We start from the raw sequence: 16,601 nt of genomic DNA, 5'->3' as shown, positions 1-16,601 counted from the left end.
CGTGAGCAGTTCACGATCGTCTTCGTGAGGGAGCTCTGTTCCCGTGGACCTCAACACCATCACCGAAGTCGTGCGGCGGCCGGCCGACCAGCCGGGTTCCGACTGGCGCGACGGGGACGCCTGGCTCGCGGGCGGCACCTGGCTGTACTCGGCGGAGCAGCCCGACCTGCGCCGCCTGATCGACCTGACGTCGCTGCCCTGGGACCCCCTCGTCCCGAGCGACGCCGGCCTCGAGATCGGTGCCACGTGCACCATCCGCGACCTGTACGCCTTCGCACCGCCGGCCGAGTGGACCGCCGGCACCCTCATCCCGACGGCCTGCGAGGCGTTCCTGTCCTCGTTCAAAATCTGGAACGCGGCGACCGTGGGCGGAAACATCTGCATGTCACTGCCGGCCGGTCCGATGATCACGCTCACGGTGGCGCTGGAGGCACGGTACGAGTTGTGGGCTCCCGACGGGTCCGTACGCACGGTCGACGCCCTCGACTTCGTGACCGGGAACAACCGCAACGTCCTCGCGCCCGGGGAGATACTGCGCCGGATCGACGTTCCGGCGCACGCCTTGCGCAAACGGCCCGCGCACCGCCGTTTCACACTGACCCGCCTCGGCCGTTCGACCGTGTTCCTCATCGGCACGCACACGCCCGGAAGGAGCGATCTGCTGCTCACCGTCACCGCGGGCACCACGCGGCCGGTGCGGTTCGCCTTCGACGCCATGCCCGACGCCCACACCCTGCGGCAGAGCATCGACGCCGTCCCCGCCGACGTGTGGTTCGCCGACCCCAACGGGACACCCGACCACCGCCGCCACCTGACACGTCACTTCGCCGAAGAGATCCGCGGTGAACTCATCGCCGGGGGCCCGGCATGACCTACCTCGTGAACGGACGGAGCTTCGAGGCCGAACCGGAGCCCGGCCAGTGCCTGCGCACCTTCCTTCGCGCGCTCGGCCACTTCGGCGTCAAGAAGGGGTGCGACGCGGGCGACTGCGGTGCGTGCACCGTATGGCTGGACGGCACTCCGGTGCACAGCTGCATCACCCCGGCCTTCCGCGCCGAAGGCCACGAGGTGACCACGATCGAGGGTCTCGGATCCCCCGGCGACCTGCATCCCGTGCAACGCCGGTTCCGGGACGCCCCCGGCTTCCAGTGCGGCTTCTGCACCGCAGGAATGATCATGACATCGGCAACCTTCACGGAGGAGCAGAAGGCGGACCTGCCCCGGGCGCTGAAGGGCAACCTCTGCCGCTGCACCGGCTATCGGGGGATCGAGGACGCCGTCAAGGGCGTCAGCAACGTGCAGACGGCCGCTCCGGGCAAGGCCGTGGGAACGAGCGTCGGCGCGCCCGCGGCCGAGGACGTGGTGACCGGCCGGGCCGAGTTCACCATGGACACCCCCATGGAAGGGATGCTGCACCTCAAGGTGCTGCACTCGCCCCACGCCCACGCCCGGATCGTCTCGATCGACAAGACCGCGGCGCTCGCGGTCCCCGGCGTGCAACGCGTCTACACCTGGCAGGACGTACCGCGCAGACGGTTCACCACGGCGATCCACACCGATCACCTCGTCGATCCGGACGACACCTACCTCCTCGACGACACCGTCCGCTTCGCCGGACAGCGCGTCGCAGTCGTCCTCGCCGACACGGTCGGGGCGGCGGAGGAGGGCTGCCGCAAGCTGGACGTCGAGTACGAGGTGCTGCCCGCGGTCTTCGACCCCGAGGAGGCCATGGCCGACGGGGCGCCCCAACTGCACGGCTCGGAGGATCCGTTCGTCCGGGATTCCGTGCACAACCTCCTGCTGGAGATCCACTCGCACATCGGTGACGTCGATGCCGGGTTCGCGGCGGCCGACGTGATCCACGAGGGCACCTACTTCTCACCGCGCGTGCAGCACGCGCACCTGGAGACCCACGGCTCGATCGCCTGGTTGGAGGACGGCCGGCTGAACGTCCGCACCAGTTCGCAGTCGCCGTCGATCGCGAAGGTCAAACTGGCCTACCTGTTCGCGCTGCGACCGGACCAGCTCCGCGTGTTCTGCAAGCGCGTCGGCGGTGGTTTCGGCGGCAAGCAGGAGGTCATCTCCGAGGACCTGGTCGCCCTCGCCACCCTGGACACCGGGCGGCCCTCCTGTTTCGAGTTCACGCGCGAGGAGGAGTTCACCACGGCCTCGCCCCGGCACCCGATGAAGCTGACGGTCAAGCTCGGCGCGAAGAACGACGGCACGCTCACCGCGCTCCAGGTCCGCAACGTGTCCGATACGGGCGCCTACGGCAACCACGGCGGGGAGACCCTGTACGCGGGCGGCTCCGCCGTCATGATCTACCGCTGCCCCAACAAGAAGTACGACGCCTTCTCCGTCTACACCAACACCGTGCCGAGCGGCGCCCTGCGCGGGTACGGAATGACCCAGCCGGCCTTCGCCGTGGAGTGCGCGATGGACGAACTGGCCATCGCCCTGCACATGGATCCGCTCGAACTGCGCCGTCGCAACATCGTGCGCCCCGGCGATCCGCTCGTCGCCATGCACGACGGCCCCGACGACGTCATGTTCAACGAGGACGGGCTCGCCAAGTGCATCGACCTCGTGGCGGGCGCGCTCGCCCGCACGGCCGACCGGCCCTCCCCCGGCGCCGGGTGGCTCGTGGGGACCGGCGTGGCGAGTTCCCTGCACGAGACCGCCCCTCCGACCGAGCACATCTCCGAGGCCTGGCTCACGCTCGGTGACGACCTGGTCTACGAACTCGCCATCGGCACCGTCGAGTTCGGCGAGGGCACCTCGACCGCGCACGTCCAGATCGCAGCCAACCAGCTGGGTACCACACCGTCGCGGATCCGCCTGGTGCAGTCGGACACCGACCGCACGGGATTCGACACCGGTGCCTTCGCGAGCGCGGGACTGTTCGTGGCGGGCAACGCCGTCCTGCGGGCGGCCAACGCCGTGCGCGACCGCATCCTGGAGTTCGCCGCCGCGCACACGGGTGTCCACGTCGTGATGTGCTCGATGGACGACGAGCACGTCGTCTGCGGGGACGACCGCGTCCCCCTGGCCGAGCTCGTCGCCCTGGCCCGGGCCCGCGGCATCCGGTTCACCGCCGCCCGGAAGGCCTACGGGTCACCGCGCAGCGTCACCTCCAACACCCACGGGTTCCGCATCGCCGTCCACCGGGTGACGGGTGAGATCCGCATCCTCTACAGCGTCCACGCGGCCGACGCCGGCGTACTCATCAACCCCGAGCAGGTACGCGGCCAGGTGGAAGGGGGTGTCGCCCAGGGCATCGGATTCGCCCTGACGGAGAACTTCCGCATCGACGCGGACGGGGTCATGGTCAACCCGAACCTGCGCAACTACCGGATCCCCGCCTATGCCGACGTACCGCGCACCGACCTGCTCCTGGTGAGCTCCGCCGACTCCGTCGGGGCCATGCACTCGAAGGGCATGGCGGAGTGCTGCATCAACCCGGTGGCGCCCGCACTGGCGAACGCGCTCCGGGATGCCACGGGCGTCCGCTACCGCGAACTGCCCCTCACCCCGGAGCGGATCTACAGCCGGCTCGGTGAGAGCCAGTCGGCCCGGCCGGCCCCGAGACGATGACCACCGGACAGCAGGCGGAGGCCGCGGCCACGGTCATCATCGGCCACAAGGTCCGGCCCGGCATGGACCAGGAGTACGAAAAGTGGCAGGAGGGCGTCAACGCCGTCGCCTCACGGTACGCCGGGCACCTGGGCGCGGAGGTGACCCCGCCGACGGACCTGCAGCCCGACTGGGTCGTCGTCTACCGGTTCGACTCGGTGGCCCATCTGCAAGCGTGGATCAACGGCGCGACCCGGCAACGACTCCTCGACGTCGGCCGGAAGTTCTTCGACGGCCCCGGGACCCAGCAGGTGATCAGCGGCGGCACCCAGGCCACGGACCAGCTCGTGACCGTCGTGGTGACCCACCGGGTCCACCCGGACCATGTCGAGGACTTCCTCCGGTGGCAGCGCGCCATGAACGAGGAGGAGGGCAAGTTCCCGGGCTTCCGCGGCACGGAGCTCTTCCGCCCGATCGAGGGCCTTCAGGACGAATGGACCACGCTGTACCGGTACGACACCGCCGCACACCTCGAAGCCTGGCTGACGTCGCAGGAGCGGCGGCAGATGCTCGCCGAAGGGGAGAAGTTCAGCGACTTCAGACTGCGCACGATCGAGAACTCGTTCGGCAGCTGGTTCGCCTTCGAGGAGAACGGCAGGGAAGCGCCCCCACCCTCGGAGACGAAGACCGCCATAGCGGTCTGGGTGGGCCTCTACCCCACCGTCGTGCTGCTGGCGCTCGCCCTGTCCCCGCTGAAACTGCCGATCTGGCTCGGGCTGCTCGTGGGCAACCTGCTGTCGAGCATCGCCATGAGCTTCTTCACGATGCCCCACTACGTGAACCGGCTGCTGAAGCGGTGGCTGTGGCCCGCACCTGACGCACCGCCGCTGCGGACCAACCTCGTCGGCCTCGGCACCGTCGCGGCGGCGCTCGGTTTCTGGGCCGTCGTCTTCTACCTCGTGACGCGGCAGTTCTGGACCCTGCCCTGAACCGCTGCCGCGGCGGGGAAGGCGGGCCGGGAAGGAACCGGCCCGCCTTCCGCGTCACCGCGCTAGTCGGTGTACGTCTCGCCGCGCTCGGCCTTCTCGACCAGGGAGGCCGGCGGGGTGAAGCGCTCGCCGTACTGGGCGGCCAGCTCGCGGGAGCGGGCGACGAAGCCCGGCAGGCCGCCCTCATAGCCGTTGATGTACTGGATCACGCCGCCGGTCCAGGCCGGGAAGCCGATGCCCATGACGGAGCCGATGTTGGCGTCGGCGATCGAGGTCAGGACGCCCTCGTCGAGGCAGCGGACGGTGTCCAGGGCCTCGGAGAAGAGCATCCGCTCCTTCATGTCCTCGAACGGGATCTCCGCGTCCGGCTTGGCGAAGTGCTCGCGCAGGCCCGGCCAGATGCCGGCGCGCTTGCCGCTCTCGTCGTACTCGTAGAAGCCCGCCCCGCCGCTGCGGCCCGGGCGGCCGAACTCGTCGACCATCCGGTCGATGACCGTGTCCGCGGGGTGCGCGGTCCAGGTGCGGCCCTCGGCCTCGAAGGCCTTGCGGGTCTCGTTGCGGATCTTGCGCGGGAGGGTGAGGGTCAGCTCGTCCATCAGGGACAGCACCTTCGCCGGGTACCCTGCCTGGGCCGCGGCCTGCTCTACGGAGGCGGGCTCGACGCCCTCGCCGACCATCGCCACGCCCTCGTTGATGAACTGGCCGATGACGCGCGAGGTGAAGAAGCCGCGCGAGTCGTTGACGACGATCGGGGTCTTGTTGATCTGCCGTACGAGGTCGAAGGCGCGGGCGATCGCCTCGTCGCCGGTGCGCTCACCCTTGATGATCTCCACCAGCGGCATCTTGTCGACGGGCGAGAAGAAGTGCAGTCCGATGAAGTCCTCGGGCCGCGAAACCCCCTGCGCCAGGCCCGTGATGGGCAGCGTGGAGGTGTTGGAGCAGAGCAGCGCGTCGGGGGCGATGACGTCCTGGATCTCCTGGAACACCTTGTGCTTGAGGGAGGTGTCCTCGAAGACGGCCTCGATGACGGCGTCGCAGCCGGCCAGGTCGGCCGCATCGGCGGTCGGGGTGATCCGGGCGAGCAGCTCGGCGCGCTGGGCCTCGGTGCTGCGGCCGCGGGAGACGGCCTTGTCGAGCAGCTTCTCGGAGTACGCCTTGCCCTTCGCGGCGGCCTCGGCGGTGACGTCCTTCAGCACCACGTCGATGCCCGCGCGGGCGCAGGAGTACGCGATGCCCGCGCCCATCATGCCGGCGCCGAGGACGGCGACCTTGGTGACCTTGCGGGGCGCGATGCCCTGCGGGCGGCTGCGGCCGGCGTTGACGGCCTGGAGGTCGAAGAAGAACGCCTGGATCATGTTCTTGGCGGTCTGTCCGGTGACCAGCTCGGTGAAGTAGCGGGCCTCGATCGTCAGCGCGGTCTCGAAGTCCACCTGGGCGCCCTCGACGGCGCAGGCCAGGATGTTGCGCGGGGCCGGGTACGGGGCCCCGTTCAGCTGCTTCCTGAGGTTCGCGGGGAACGCCGGCAGGTTGGCGGCGAAGCGCGGGTTGGACGGCGTACCGCCCGGGATCTTGTAGCCGGGCTGGTCCCACGGCTGCTTCGACTCGGGGTTGGCGTCGATGAAGGCGCGGGCCTTGGCCAGCATCTCCTCGGGGGTGGCGGCCAGTTCGTGGACGAGGCCGTTGTCCAGGGCGCGCTGCGGGTTGTACTGGGTGCCCTGGAGCAGGACCTTGAGCAGCGCGTCGGCGATGCCCATCAGGCGCACGGTGCGGGTGACGCCGCCGCCGGCCGGGAGCAGGCCGAGGGTGACCTCGGGCAGGCCGATCTTGGAGCCCGGGGCGTCGAGGGCGACGCGGTGGTGGGAGGCGAGGCAGATCTCGTAACCGCCGCCGAGGGCCGCGCCGTTGATGGCGGCGACGACGGGCTTGCCGAGGGTCTCGATGCGGCGCAGCGAGCGCTTGATCTCGGTGCCGGTGTCGAAGGCGATCTGCGCGTCGGCGGGACGCAGCCGGATCATGTCCTTGAGGTCGCCGCCCGCGAAGAAGGTCTTCTTGGCGGAGGTGTAGATGATGCCGCGGATCGAGTCCTTCTCGGCCTCGGCGCGGTCGGCGATCGCCGCGATGGAGTCCTTGAAGGCCTGGTTCATCGTGTTGGCGGACTGGTTCGGGTCGTCGAGGGTCAGGGTGACGACGCCGGTCTCGTCCTGTTCCCAGCGGATCGTGGTGGACTCGCTCATTTTTCTCGCTGCTTCCGTGTCGGGGAGGAGGTCTGGGGGAGACAGGACGGGTTCAGAGACGCTCGACGATGGTGGCGACGCCCATGCCGCCGCCGACGCAGAGGGTGACGAGGCCGTAGCGCTTGTCCTGGCGCTCCAGTTCGTCGATGACGGTGCCGAGCAGCATGGCGCCGGTGGCGCCGAGCGGGTGGCCGAGCGCGATGGCGCCGCCGTTGACGTTGACCTTGTCGAGGGAGATGCCCATGTCCTTGACGAAACGGAGCACGACGCCGGCGAAGGCCTCGTTCATCTCGATCAGGTCGATGTCGTCGATGGTCAGGCCGGCCTTGGCGAGGGCCTTGCGGGTGGCCGGGGCGGGGCCGGTGAGCATGATGGTGGGCTCGGATCCGGAGACGGCGGCGGAGACGATCCGGGCGCGGGGCGCCAGGCCGGCCCGCTCGCCCGCCTCGCGGGTGCCGATGGCGACGAGCGAGGCGCCGTCGACGATGCCGGAGGAGTTGCCCGCGTGGTGGACGTGGTCGATCTTCTCGACCCAGTGGTACTTCTGCAGGGCGACGGCGTCGAAGCCGCCGAGGTCCCCGATGTCGGCGAAGGACGGCTTGAGCTTGGCCAGGGTGTCGGCGGTGGTGCCCGGGCGGACGAACTCCTCGTGGTCCAGGACGACCAGGCCGTTGCGGTCGGTCACCGGGACGACGGACTTCGCGAAGCGGCCCTCCTTGATGGCGGTGGCCGCGCGCTCCTGGGAGAGGGCGGCGTACTCGTCGACGTCGCGCCGGGAGAAGCCCTCGATGGTGGCGATCAGGTCGGCGCCGATGCCCTGCGGGACGAAGCCGGTGTCCCAGTTGGTCATCGGGTCGTTGAACCAGGCGCCGCCGTCGGAGGCCATCGGCACCCGGGACATGGACTCCACGCCACCCGCGAGGACCAGGTCCTCCCAACCGGAGCGGACCTTGGCGGCGGCCATGTTGACGGCCTCCAGGCCGGAGGCGCAGAAGCGGTTCTCCTGTACGCCGGCCACCGTGTCCGGGAGTCCTGCGGCGATGGCCGCGATCCGGGCGATGTCGGAGCCCTGGTCGCCGACCGGGCCGACGACGCCGAGGACGATGTCGTCGATGGTGGCCGGGTCCAGGCCGGGGTTGCGCTCGCGCAGGGCGTGGATGAGGCCGACGACCAGGTCGATCGGCTTGGTGCCGTGCAGGGCGCCGTTGGCCTTGCCGCGGCCGCGCGGGGTGCGGATCGCGTCGTATACGTAAGCTTCGGTGCTCACTGGTCAAGCCTTTCGGGGAGAGGTCCGTGCATTAGCCGAGGAGGGAGCGGCCGATGATCTCTTTCATGATCTCGGTCGTGCCGCCGTAGATGGTCTGGATGCGGCCGTCGGTGAAGGCCCGGGCGACCCGGTATTCGCTCATGTAGCCGTATCCGCCGTGCAGTTGCAGACACCGGTCGGCGACCCGCTTCTGGAGCTCGGTCGCCCACCACTTGGCCATCGAGGCGTGGACGTGGTCCAGCTCGCCGTTGGAGTGGTCGACTATGCAGCGGTCCAGGAAGGTGCGGGTGACGGCGCACTCGGTGGCCATCTCCGCGATCTCGAAGCGGATGTGCTGGAGCTTGGAGAGCGGCCGCCCGAAGGCTTCGCGCTCCTTCACGTACGCAGTGGTGATCTCCAGCAGGTGCTCGGCGGCGGCGATGCCGGCCATCGCGATGCCCATCCGCTCCTGCGCGAGGTTGGTCATCAGGTGGCCGAACGCGCCGTTGAGCTCGCCGAGCAGGTTCTCCTTGGGGACGCGTACGTCATGGAAGAACAGCTCGGCGGTGTCCTGCGCCTTCTGGCCGATCTTGTCGAGGTTGCGGCCGCGCTCGAAGCCCTCCATGCCGCGCTCGACCACCAGCAGCGACAGTCCGTGCGCCCCGCCCTCGGGGGTGGTCTTGGCGACCACGACCACCAGGTCGGCCAGGATGCCGTTGGAGATGAAGGTCTTGGAACCGTTGAGCACCCAGTGGTCGCCCCGGTCCTCGGCGCCGGTCCGGATCCCCTGCAGGTCGGAGCCCGCGCCGGGCTCGGTCATCGCGATCGCCGTGACCGTCTCGCCGGAGCAGAAGCCGGGCAGCCAGCGCCGCTTCTGCTCCTCCGTGGCCAGCGAGGTCAGGTACGGGCCGATGATGTCGTTGTGCAGTCCGATCGCGAGCCCCGCCGCCCCGGCCCGGGTGAACTCCTCGGCGATCACGGCCGCGTAGCGGAAGTCGGTGTTCCCACCGCCCCCGTACTCCTCCGGGACGGCCAGGCCCAGCAGGCCCTGCCGGCCGGCGGCCCGCCAGGCCTCACGGCTGACGATGCCGTCCTTCTCCCACTGCTCGTAGTGCGGCAGCACCTCCTTGGTGAGGAAGGTGCGGACCGTTTCGCGGAACGCCTCGTGGTCGGCGTCGAAGATGCGGCGTTGCATCGGGGCCCCCTAGAGCCAGCTCTTGACGGTTTCGATCAGCCGGGCCGGCTCGGCACCGACGGGTGTGACGTTGAGCATCGTGACGCCCGCCTCCCGGAAGGCCTCGACCCGCTCGCGTACGTAGCTCTCCGGCCCGCACAACGTCATGAGCTCGCAGAACTCGTCCGGGACGGCGGCCGCCGCATCGCGCTTGCGGCCGGAGAGGTAGAGCTCCTGGATCTTGCGGGCCTCCTCCTCGTAGCCGTAGGCGACGGCGAGGTCGTTGTAGAAGTTCTTGCCCACCGCGCCCATACCGCCGACGTACAGCGCGATCTGCGGGCGCGCCAGGTCCCGTACGGCGGCCGCGTCCTCGCCGATCGCGAGCAGCCCGCCCGCCACGGTCTGCAGCGGGCCGAGCTCCGGGGCGCGCAGGGCCGCGCCCCCGGCGAGGGCGCTCCCCCACACGGCGTGGGCCTTCTCCGGGATGAACAGGGTCGGCAGCCAGCCGTCGGCGATCTCGGCGGTCATCCGTACGTTCGCGGGGCCGAGCGAGGCGATGTACACGGGGATCGCGTCGCGGACCGGCCGGGTGAGGATCTTCAGCGGCTTGCCGTGCCGGCCGCCCTTCTCGGGCGGCAGCGGCATGTCGGTGATGCCGTGGTGGTCGATCGTCTCGCGGCGCCAGATCCGCCGGCACAGCTCGACGGTCTCGCGGGTCCGGCCGAGCGGCTTGTCGTACGGCTTGCCGTGCCAGCCCTCGACGACCTGCGGGCCGGAGGCGCCGAGGCCCAGCAGCGCCCGGCCGCCCGACATGGCGTCGAGCCCCGCCGCCGTCTGGGCGACGAGGGCGGGGGTGCGGGAGTAGACGTTCAGGATGGCGGAGCCGATCTTCATCCGCTCGGTGCGGGCCGCCAGATAGCCCATGATCGTCGGGGAGTCGAAGCCCCAGGCCTCGGCGACCCACACGGCGTCGAGCCCGGCCGCCTCCAGCGCCGCCGCCTCATCGGCTGCCCGGCGCGGGTCCCCGGAGTAGTCGAGCATCATGGAGAGTTCCATCAGGCGCCCTCGTCCTTCGCGGTCAGGCCCGGCACGTCCCAGTCGCGGGCCACGGATTCGGTGTCGGCCCCCGGCTGCGCCGGGCCCGAGGCCACCTCGACCGGCGTTGCCGAGAACCGGGGCGCGGGGGCGGGCTGGGTGATCCCGCCGAAGTCCGTGAAGGTGGCGCGGGCGGCGAGGTGCGGGTGCTGCGGGGCCTCGCGCAGGGACAGTACGGGCGCGACGCAGGCGTCGGATCCCTCGAAGACGGCCGTCCACTCTTCCCGCGTACGGGACTTGAAGCGGGCGGCGACGGTCTCGCGGAGCTCGGCCCAGCGGGCCATGTCCTTGCGGGCCGGGGCCCCGTCCTCGATGCCGAGCAGTTCCACGAAGGTGTCGTAGAACTGCTGCTCGAGCGCGCCGACCGCCATGTACTGGCCGTCGGAGGTCTCGTACGTGCCGTAGAAGGGGCACCCGCCGTCGAGGAGGTTGGCCCCGCGCCGGTCCTGCCAGCCGCCGGCCGCCATCATCCCGTGGATCATGGCGGTGAGGTGGGCGGTGCCGTCGACGATGGCCGCGTCCACGACCTGACCGGTGCCGCCCGGGGTGCGGGCGTGCTGCAGGGCCGCGAGGACCCCGATGACGAGGTAGAGCGAGCCGCCCGCGTAGTCCCCGACGAGGTTGGCGGGGACGGCAGGGGGCTCGCCCGGGTTCCCGATCATGCCGAGGGCGCCGGTGACGGCGATGTACGCGATGTCGTGCCCGGCGGTGTGCGCGAGCGGGCCGTCCTGGCCCCAGCCGGTCATCCGGCCGTAGACGAGCTTCGGATTGCGGGCGTGGCAGTCGGCGGGGCCGACGCCGAGCCGCTCGGCGACCCCGGGGCGGAAGCCCTCGATGAGCACGTCGGCCCGCTCGACCAGGTCCAGCACGCGGGCGGGGCCCCCGGCGGACTTCAGGTCGACCAGGACGGACCGCTTGCCGCGGTTGGTGATGTCGTACGCGGGGTTGACCGCGAGCCCGCCGCCGCCGGGACGGTCCACCCGCACGACGTCGGCACCGAGATCGGCGAGGAGCATGGCGGCGAACGGGCCGGGGCCGATGCCCGCCAGTTCGACGACCCGCACGCCCGCGAGCGGGCCGTTGCCGGGCACGTTCCCTGTCACTGCCATCGAGCCCCCAGCATCCCTGGCGCCACTGCCGCCACTGCCGCCAACTGTGTGACACAACTGATGTAACACCGGTGATGCTAGGAACGCGTTCCACTCAGCACAAGAGCAAGCGCTTAGCCGGTTGACTCGTTTCGCGCGTCGAGCTCCTTCAGATGCCGCTTCAGGGCGACCGTCCGGTAGCTCTCCTCCACCCATTCGCACAGCACCTCGAGCGACGGCGCCCCCTTCTCCCCCAGCGGCAGGGAGACCCAGCCCGCCTTCCCCAGCCCGTACCCGGTCGGCTCCGCCCCGGGCGCGGTCATGGCGTGTCCGTGCAGCGCCTCGTCCTTGAGCTTCACGGAGAGCCCGGGCGGCTGCGGACCGTCCGCGTTGCCCAGGAAGACGAAGATCTTCTTGTTGACCTTCACCACACAGTCCTCCGGACCCCAAGGAAACTCCTCCACGGCCTCCGGCAGCCCGCGGGCAAACTCCCGCACCGCCACCCACTTGCGCACCGCAGTCTTCATCGACGCCTCCCGTCACCGCAGCCGCCCGCTCGCACGGACACTCGGCCCTCACGCTAGCGCCGCCCCCCGGCACGGACCGGGAAGTGGACCACGGCCTTCGCGCAGGCGCTACGGACCCCCCGTCGGCGCCATCGGTTACCGGAACCGGAATGACGACGACATCAGCCCCGCCGTCGGCCTTTTCGGGGCCTACCCGGACAACTGGCCGGAGAACACAAAACGCCTGATCACGGCGGCCAAATGCGCCTTCCGTGCCGCTTTCGAGACGCTTGCCGCAGGCGCGAGAAGACGAGGGCGGGGGGCGTTAAGCGGAAGCTCAAGAGCTATGTAATCTGAGCGAGCTTTCAGCCCTGGCCAAGGGCTCACGGAACATAGGGGGCTCGGTGTCCTACCGCCGACTCGCAGCATCCGCCGCCGTCTTCGCGGCCGGCATTTCTCTCATACCGGGCATGGCCCACGCCGCCGGCACCGACTCCGGCGACACCCAGGGCATCAGCAAGCCCGACCTGGCGCAGGCCGGCCTGCAGAACACCGCCAAGTTCTCCAGCCCGGCCGACCGGTCGATCCGGCAGAGCGCCCCGATGCCAGCGAGCAAGCTCGCGGCCGCTCCCATGGCGGAGACCGCCGACGCCGCCAACCCGACCCTCGCGGTCGGCCTGGACGCGTTCGCCACCTCCGCGCACGCGATCGAGCTGGACAGCTCCGTCACCAGCGCCGCCACGCCGCTCGACATCACCATCGCCTGGGGCGACGGGGCCACCACCACCGCCTCGGCCTCCGGCACCCAGCTCGTGACCTCCGAACACACCTACGCGGAGCTCGGCACCTACACCGTCAAGGTCACCGTGACGGACAAGGCAGCCAACACCTCGGTCACCAACGAGGTGGCGTTCACGACCGCGGGCTCGGACTACACCCCGTACGGCCCGACCCGTCTGCTGGACACCCGCAACGGCACCGGCGCCGCGAAGGCCGCCAAGGTCGCCCCGTACACCTCCGCCCATCTTAAGATCGGCGGGAACGGCTCCATCCCCGCCGGCGTCACCGCGGTGGTCCTCAACGTCACCGTCACCGGCACCACGAGCGGCGGCCACGTCACCGCCTTCGCCGACGGCGACGAGAAGCCGAGCACCTCGAACGTCAACTTCGTCCCCGGCCAGACGGTCCCGAACCTGGTCATCGTGCCGGTCGGCGAGAACGGCTACGTCAACCTGTACAACGGCGGCTGGGAGCCGGTCGACCTCATCGCCGACGTCACCGGCTACTTCACGCAGACCGCCTCCAGCGGCTACACCCCGCTGGCGCCGCAGCGCTTCGTCGACACCCGCACCGGCACCGGCACCGCCAAGGGCCAGCTCGCCGGATACGGGTCCTTCGGCACCCAGATCACCGGCCTGGGCAAGGTGCCGGCCTCCGGCGTCACCGCCGTGGCGCTCAACGTGACCGTCACCAACCCGCGCAGCGACGGCCACCTGACCGTCTACCCGAGCGGCCAGCAGGCCCCGACCGCGTCCAACGTGAACTTCACGACCGGTCAGACCATCGCCAACTCGGTGATCGTCCCGGTCGGCCCCGACGGCAGGATCAACGTCCGCAACGGCGGCTGGAACCCGGCCGACGTCATCGTCGACGTCGTCGGCTACTACAGCCCGCAGAGCAAGGGCTCCTACCTGCCCTTCGCTCCGGAGCGGATGATCGACACCCGCGACCCCCAGGACCCCGTCCACGGCCCCCTGGCCGGCCGCGACTACATCTACACGGCCATGTCCGACCCCGGTTCCGGCGTCACCGGCTTCGTGCTGAACGCCACGGTGACCAACACCAGGGACAGCGGCTTCCTCGCCGTCGCCCCGGACCCGAACACCCTGGACGAGTACGACAACAACGCGGCGGGCCCGCCGCCCGCGCCCACCTCCTCGACCCTGAACTGGACGACCGGCAAGACCGTCCCGAACCTGGTCCAGGCGAGCACCGGGGGCACTGGCGTCGTCGACTTCTGGAACCAGAGCGACGGCGACATCGACCTCATCGTCGACGTCTTCGGTATGTACCAGGACAACTGACCCAGCGTTCGTGCGCCGGGTGCAGCGCCCCGGGAACGGCCGTCCAGGCCGCCCCGGGGCATTGTTCTTCTTACGGTCGCCGCGCGCTAGCCTCAGCCACCGACACGAGCGGGGAACGGAGAGGAGCCGTGATGAACGAAGTGGTTCGGCAGCCCGACGAGGCCGCCGGGAGTGAGCGCCGGCGCGACCGGGCCTATGACGTGGTGCTCTTCGGTGCGACCGGGTTCGTCGGGGCCCTGACCGCCGAGTACCTGGCCGCGCACGCCCCCGCCGGCTGCCGGTGGGCCCTCGCGGGCCGCGATCTCGGCAAGCTGGAGCGGCTGCGCGAGCGGCTGACCGCGCTCGACCCGGGGTGCGCGTCGCTGCCGCTGCTGCGCGCGGACGCCGGGGACGCACGGGCCGTACGCGAACTGGCCGCCTCCACGCGGGTCCTGGCCACGACGGTCGGACCGTACGTCCTGTACGGGGCGGAGCTGGTCGCCGCCTGCGCCGCGGCGGGCACGGACTACGTGGACCTCACCGGCGAGCCGGAGTTCGTGGACCGGACGTACGTCGAGCACGACGCCCGGGCCCGGGAGACCGGTGCGCGGCTGGTGCACGCCTGCGGCTTCGACTCGATCCCGGCCGACCTCGGCGCGTACTTCACGGTGGGACAGCTCCCGGAGGGCGTGCCGCTGCGGGTGGACGGGTTCATGCGGTCCAACGCGGTCTTCTCCGGCGGGACCCTGGCCTCGGCGCTCACCGTGATGGGCCGCGGGCCGCAGACCCTGGCCGCGGCGCACCAGCGTCGGCTGCACGAGCCCCGGCTGCTGGAACGGCGCGTACGGGGGCCCCTGGGCGCCCCGCGGTTCAGCCGGGAGACCGGGGCGTGGGCGCTGCCGCTGCCGACCCTGGACCCCCGGATCGTGACCCGCTCGGCGGCCGCGCTGGAGCGGTACGGGCCGGACTTCCGCTACCGGCAGTACGCCTCGGTGAAGCACCTCCCGGTCGCCGTGGGCGGTACGGCGGCGATCGGCGCGACGGCGGCCCTGGCGCAGCTCCCGGCGGCGCGGCGGTGGCTGATGAGCCGCTGGGAGCCGGGCCGCGGCCCGGACGCGGAGCGCCGGGCGCGCAGCTGGTTCACGGTCCGCTTCGTGGGCGAGGGCGGCGGCCGCCGCGTGTTCACCGAGGTATCGGGCGGCGACCCGGGCTACGGCGAGACCGCCAAGATGCTGGCGGAGTCGGCGCTGTGCCTCGCGTACGACGCCCTGCCCGAACGGGCCGGCCAGCTCACCACGGCGGTGGCGATGGGCGACGCCCTGCTGGACCGGCTCCAGAAGGCGGGGATCCGGTTCCGGGTGGCCGCGGTGCGCTGATCCGGCCGGGGGCGGGGCGAGGTCGGGGTGGTGTCGGGGGTCAGGCGGCTTCGCGCAGGGCCCGTCGGCAGAGGGAGTCGGCGTGGCGGGTGGACTCCGGGATCCGGAAGCGGGGGCTCAACGCGAGGGCGTGGGCACAGGCGTTGTCCAGCGAGACCCGGTGGCCGACGGAAACGTACACCGGCTTGATCCGGTCCTGCGTACGCAGCGCCCGCCCGACGACGGCGCCGTCGGCCGCGAGCAGCGGCGCGGCGTCGCCGCGCAGGGCGCCCGGCTCCTCGTAGGTGAAGGTGAACGGGTTTTTCGCGACGCCCATGCTCGGCAGCCCGGTGACCACCCCGAGGTGGCAGGCGAGGCCGAAGCCGCGGGGGTGGGCGAGCCCGTAGCCGTCGCAGACGACGAGGTCGGGGGCGGCGGTGAGGGCGTCCAGCGCGGCCAGCACGGTGGGCAGCTCCCGGAAGGCGAGGAGCCCGGGCACGTAGGGGAAGCTGACGTGCCCGACGGCGGTCGCCTCCTCGACGACCTCGAGGGTGGCGGCGTCGAGGACGACGGCCGCAGCGGCGACCAGGTCGCGCTCGTCGTCGTAGGCGACGTCCACGCCTGCGACGAGCCCGCGTCCGGGCAGCGGGCCGGGCTCGTCGAGCACGACGTGATGGCGGAGTTCGTCTTGTATCGCCCGGGCCTCGGCCTCGTCGGCGGGGGTATTCACGCTCGTCATGATGGTGCGAGAGTAGCCTGGCGATCATGTTCGTCATGGAGCTCACCTACACCGCACCCGTCGAAGCCGTCGAGGAGGAGATGGACGCGCACATCGCCTGGCTGGACGGTTACTACGCATCGGGCGTCTTCCTCGCCTCGGGCCGCAAGGTCCCGCGCGACGGCGGCATCATCCTGGCAGCCGGGGTCTCCCGCGCGGAGATCGAACGCATCGCGGCAGAGGACCCCTTCACGCTGGCCGGCGTCTGCGAGTACAGCATCACGGAGTTCATCGCGACGAAGACGTCGGGGGATCTGGCGGGGGTTCGGGAGACGGTGGTTTAGGGGGGCGGCGCCTGGTCGGCGTCATAGGGCCGATCGGGAGCGAGGTCCGGCGGGATCTGCGTGCTCGGCATCCGGAGAGTGGATCGGGGGGCGGGGGGCGGGGTCTGTGTACTCGGCGTCGGAGGTGTGTCCGGGGGTGTCCCGTCAGTCCACTGTCCTTCCGTGTCGTGCCGGGCCGTCAAGGGCGCTCCTCCTTCGTCGTCGCGTCGCTTCGCG

At 71.0% G+C, this 16,601-nt stretch carries 13 protein-coding genes; 6 read left to right on the top strand and 7 right to left on the bottom strand.

Annotation, left to right across the window (positions count from 1 at the left end):
• The first annotated feature begins 43 nt into the window (after positions 1 to 43).
• From IF09_RS0119585 to IF09_RS0119575, 3 genes are read left to right on the top strand one after another with little or no spacing between them, the layout of a single operon-like run.
• Positions 44 to 871, top strand: a complete 828-nt coding sequence (locus IF09_RS0119585; RefSeq protein WP_030297406.1) for an FAD binding domain-containing protein — start codon at positions 44 to 46, stop codon at positions 869 to 871.
• Positions 868 to 3,594, top strand: coding sequence for a molybdopterin-dependent oxidoreductase (locus tag IF09_RS0119580; protein WP_030297403.1), 2,727 nt, complete (start codon positions 868 to 870; stop codon positions 3,592 to 3,594). The genes IF09_RS0119585 and IF09_RS0119580 overlap by 4 nt, the downstream gene beginning before the upstream one ends.
• On the top strand, positions 3,591 to 4,562 hold the full coding sequence (locus IF09_RS0119575) for an antibiotic biosynthesis monooxygenase (RefSeq protein ID WP_030297402.1): 972 nt from the start codon (positions 3,591 to 3,593) through the stop codon (positions 4,560 to 4,562). Before IF09_RS0119580 ends, IF09_RS0119575 begins: the two co-directional genes overlap by 4 nt.
• Positions 4,563 to 4,624: 62 nt before the next feature.
• On the opposite strand, the gene IF09_RS0119570 is transcribed toward IF09_RS0119575, so the two are convergent.
• The 6 genes from IF09_RS0119570 to IF09_RS0119545 form a co-directional block, all read right to left on the bottom strand.
• On the bottom strand, positions 4,625 to 6,796 hold the full coding sequence (locus IF09_RS0119570) for a 3-hydroxyacyl-CoA dehydrogenase NAD-binding domain-containing protein (protein WP_030297401.1): 2,172 nt from the start codon (positions 6,794 to 6,796) through the stop codon (positions 4,625 to 4,627).
• A gap of 52 nt (positions 6,797 to 6,848) precedes the next feature.
• Positions 6,849 to 8,063, bottom strand: coding sequence for an acetyl-CoA C-acetyltransferase (locus IF09_RS0119565; RefSeq protein ID WP_030297400.1), 1,215 nt, complete (start codon positions 8,061 to 8,063; stop codon positions 6,849 to 6,851).
• Between the two features lie 31 nt (positions 8,064 to 8,094).
• Positions 8,095 to 9,237, bottom strand: coding sequence for an acyl-CoA dehydrogenase family protein (locus IF09_RS0119560; RefSeq protein WP_030297399.1), 1,143 nt, complete (start codon positions 9,235 to 9,237; stop codon positions 8,095 to 8,097).
• 9 nt (positions 9,238 to 9,246) lie between these two features.
• A complete protein-coding gene (locus tag IF09_RS0119555) occupies positions 9,247 to 10,272 on the bottom strand; it encodes an LLM class F420-dependent oxidoreductase (protein ID WP_030297397.1) in 1,026 nt (341 codons plus the stop codon).
• Positions 10,272 to 11,420 carry a CaiB/BaiF CoA transferase family protein gene (locus IF09_RS0119550; RefSeq protein WP_037635421.1) on the bottom strand — a complete coding sequence of 383 codons (1,149 nt, stop codon included), beginning with the start codon at positions 11,418 to 11,420 and terminating at the stop codon, positions 10,272 to 10,274. The genes IF09_RS0119555 and IF09_RS0119550 overlap by 1 nt, the downstream gene beginning before the upstream one ends.
• A gap of 113 nt (positions 11,421 to 11,533) precedes the next feature.
• Positions 11,534 to 11,926 (bottom strand): MmcQ/YjbR family DNA-binding protein, encoded by a 393-nt coding sequence (locus IF09_RS0119545; RefSeq protein WP_030297394.1) that lies wholly within the window; start codon positions 11,924 to 11,926, stop codon positions 11,534 to 11,536.
• 449 nt (positions 11,927 to 12,375) lie between these two features.
• Here IF09_RS0119545 and IF09_RS42385 point away from each other — a divergent pair, with 449 nt between their 5' ends.
• Both IF09_RS42385 and IF09_RS0119535 read left to right on the top strand, forming a co-directional pair.
• Positions 12,376 to 13,989: a PKD domain-containing protein gene (locus tag IF09_RS42385; protein ID WP_158710007.1), complete on the top strand. Its 1,614-nt coding sequence runs from the start codon at positions 12,376 to 12,378 to the stop codon at positions 13,987 to 13,989.
• Between the two features lie 131 nt (positions 13,990 to 14,120).
• Complete coding sequence (locus tag IF09_RS0119535; RefSeq protein ID WP_051832649.1) at positions 14,121 to 15,344, top strand: saccharopine dehydrogenase family protein; 1,224 nt, start codon at positions 14,121 to 14,123, stop codon at positions 15,342 to 15,344.
• A 40-nt stretch (positions 15,345 to 15,384) separates the two neighbouring features.
• On the opposite strand, the gene IF09_RS0119530 is transcribed toward IF09_RS0119535, so the two are convergent.
• A complete protein-coding gene (locus tag IF09_RS0119530) occupies positions 15,385 to 16,062 on the bottom strand; it encodes an endonuclease V (RefSeq protein WP_030297390.1) in 678 nt (225 codons plus the stop codon).
• A 26-nt stretch (positions 16,063 to 16,088) separates the two neighbouring features.
• Between IF09_RS0119530 and IF09_RS0119525 the strand changes: the two genes are divergently transcribed.
• Positions 16,089 to 16,385: a YciI family protein gene (locus tag IF09_RS0119525; RefSeq protein WP_030297389.1), complete on the top strand. Its 297-nt coding sequence runs from the start codon at positions 16,089 to 16,091 to the stop codon at positions 16,383 to 16,385.
• Positions 16,386 to 16,601: the final 216 nt, after the last annotated feature.

The sequence above is a fragment of the Streptomyces katrae genome, from assembly GCF_000717655.1.
GTDB lineage: Bacteria > Actinomycetota > Actinomycetes > Streptomycetales > Streptomycetaceae > Streptomyces > Streptomyces katrae_B.
This window is presented reverse-complemented; position numbering and strand designations above follow the sequence as displayed.

Excerpts from the sequence above, each read along its gene's own strand:
- IF09_RS0119550 (WP_037635421.1), bottom strand. The coding sequence starts at position 11,420 with ATGGCAGTGACAGGGAACGTGCCCGGCAACGGCCCGCTCGCGGGCGTG.
- IF09_RS0119580 (WP_030297403.1), top strand. The coding sequence starts at position 868 with ATGACCTACCTCGTGAACGGACGGAGCTTCGAGGCCGAACCGGAGCCC.
- IF09_RS0119560 (WP_030297399.1), bottom strand. The coding sequence starts at position 9,237 with ATGCAACGCCGCATCTTCGACGCCGACCACGAGGCGTTCCGCGAAACG.
- IF09_RS0119530 (WP_030297390.1), bottom strand. The coding sequence starts at position 16,062 with ATGACGAGCGTGAATACCCCCGCCGACGAGGCCGAGGCCCGGGCGATA.
- IF09_RS0119535 (WP_051832649.1), top strand. The coding sequence starts at position 14,121 with ATGAACGAAGTGGTTCGGCAGCCCGACGAGGCCGCCGGGAGTGAGCGC.
- IF09_RS0119570 (WP_030297401.1), bottom strand. The coding sequence starts at position 6,796 with ATGAGCGAGTCCACCACGATCCGCTGGGAACAGGACGAGACCGGCGTC.
- IF09_RS42385 (WP_158710007.1), top strand. The coding sequence starts at position 12,376 with ATGGCCCACGCCGCCGGCACCGACTCCGGCGACACCCAGGGCATCAGC.
- IF09_RS0119555 (WP_030297397.1), bottom strand. The coding sequence starts at position 10,272 with ATGGAACTCTCCATGATGCTCGACTACTCCGGGGACCCGCGCCGGGCA.
- IF09_RS0119545 (WP_030297394.1), bottom strand. The coding sequence starts at position 11,926 with ATGAAGACTGCGGTGCGCAAGTGGGTGGCGGTGCGGGAGTTTGCCCGC.
- IF09_RS0119525 (WP_030297389.1), top strand. The coding sequence starts at position 16,089 with ATGTTCGTCATGGAGCTCACCTACACCGCACCCGTCGAAGCCGTCGAG.
- IF09_RS0119575 (WP_030297402.1), top strand. The coding sequence starts at position 3,591 with ATGACCACCGGACAGCAGGCGGAGGCCGCGGCCACGGTCATCATCGGC.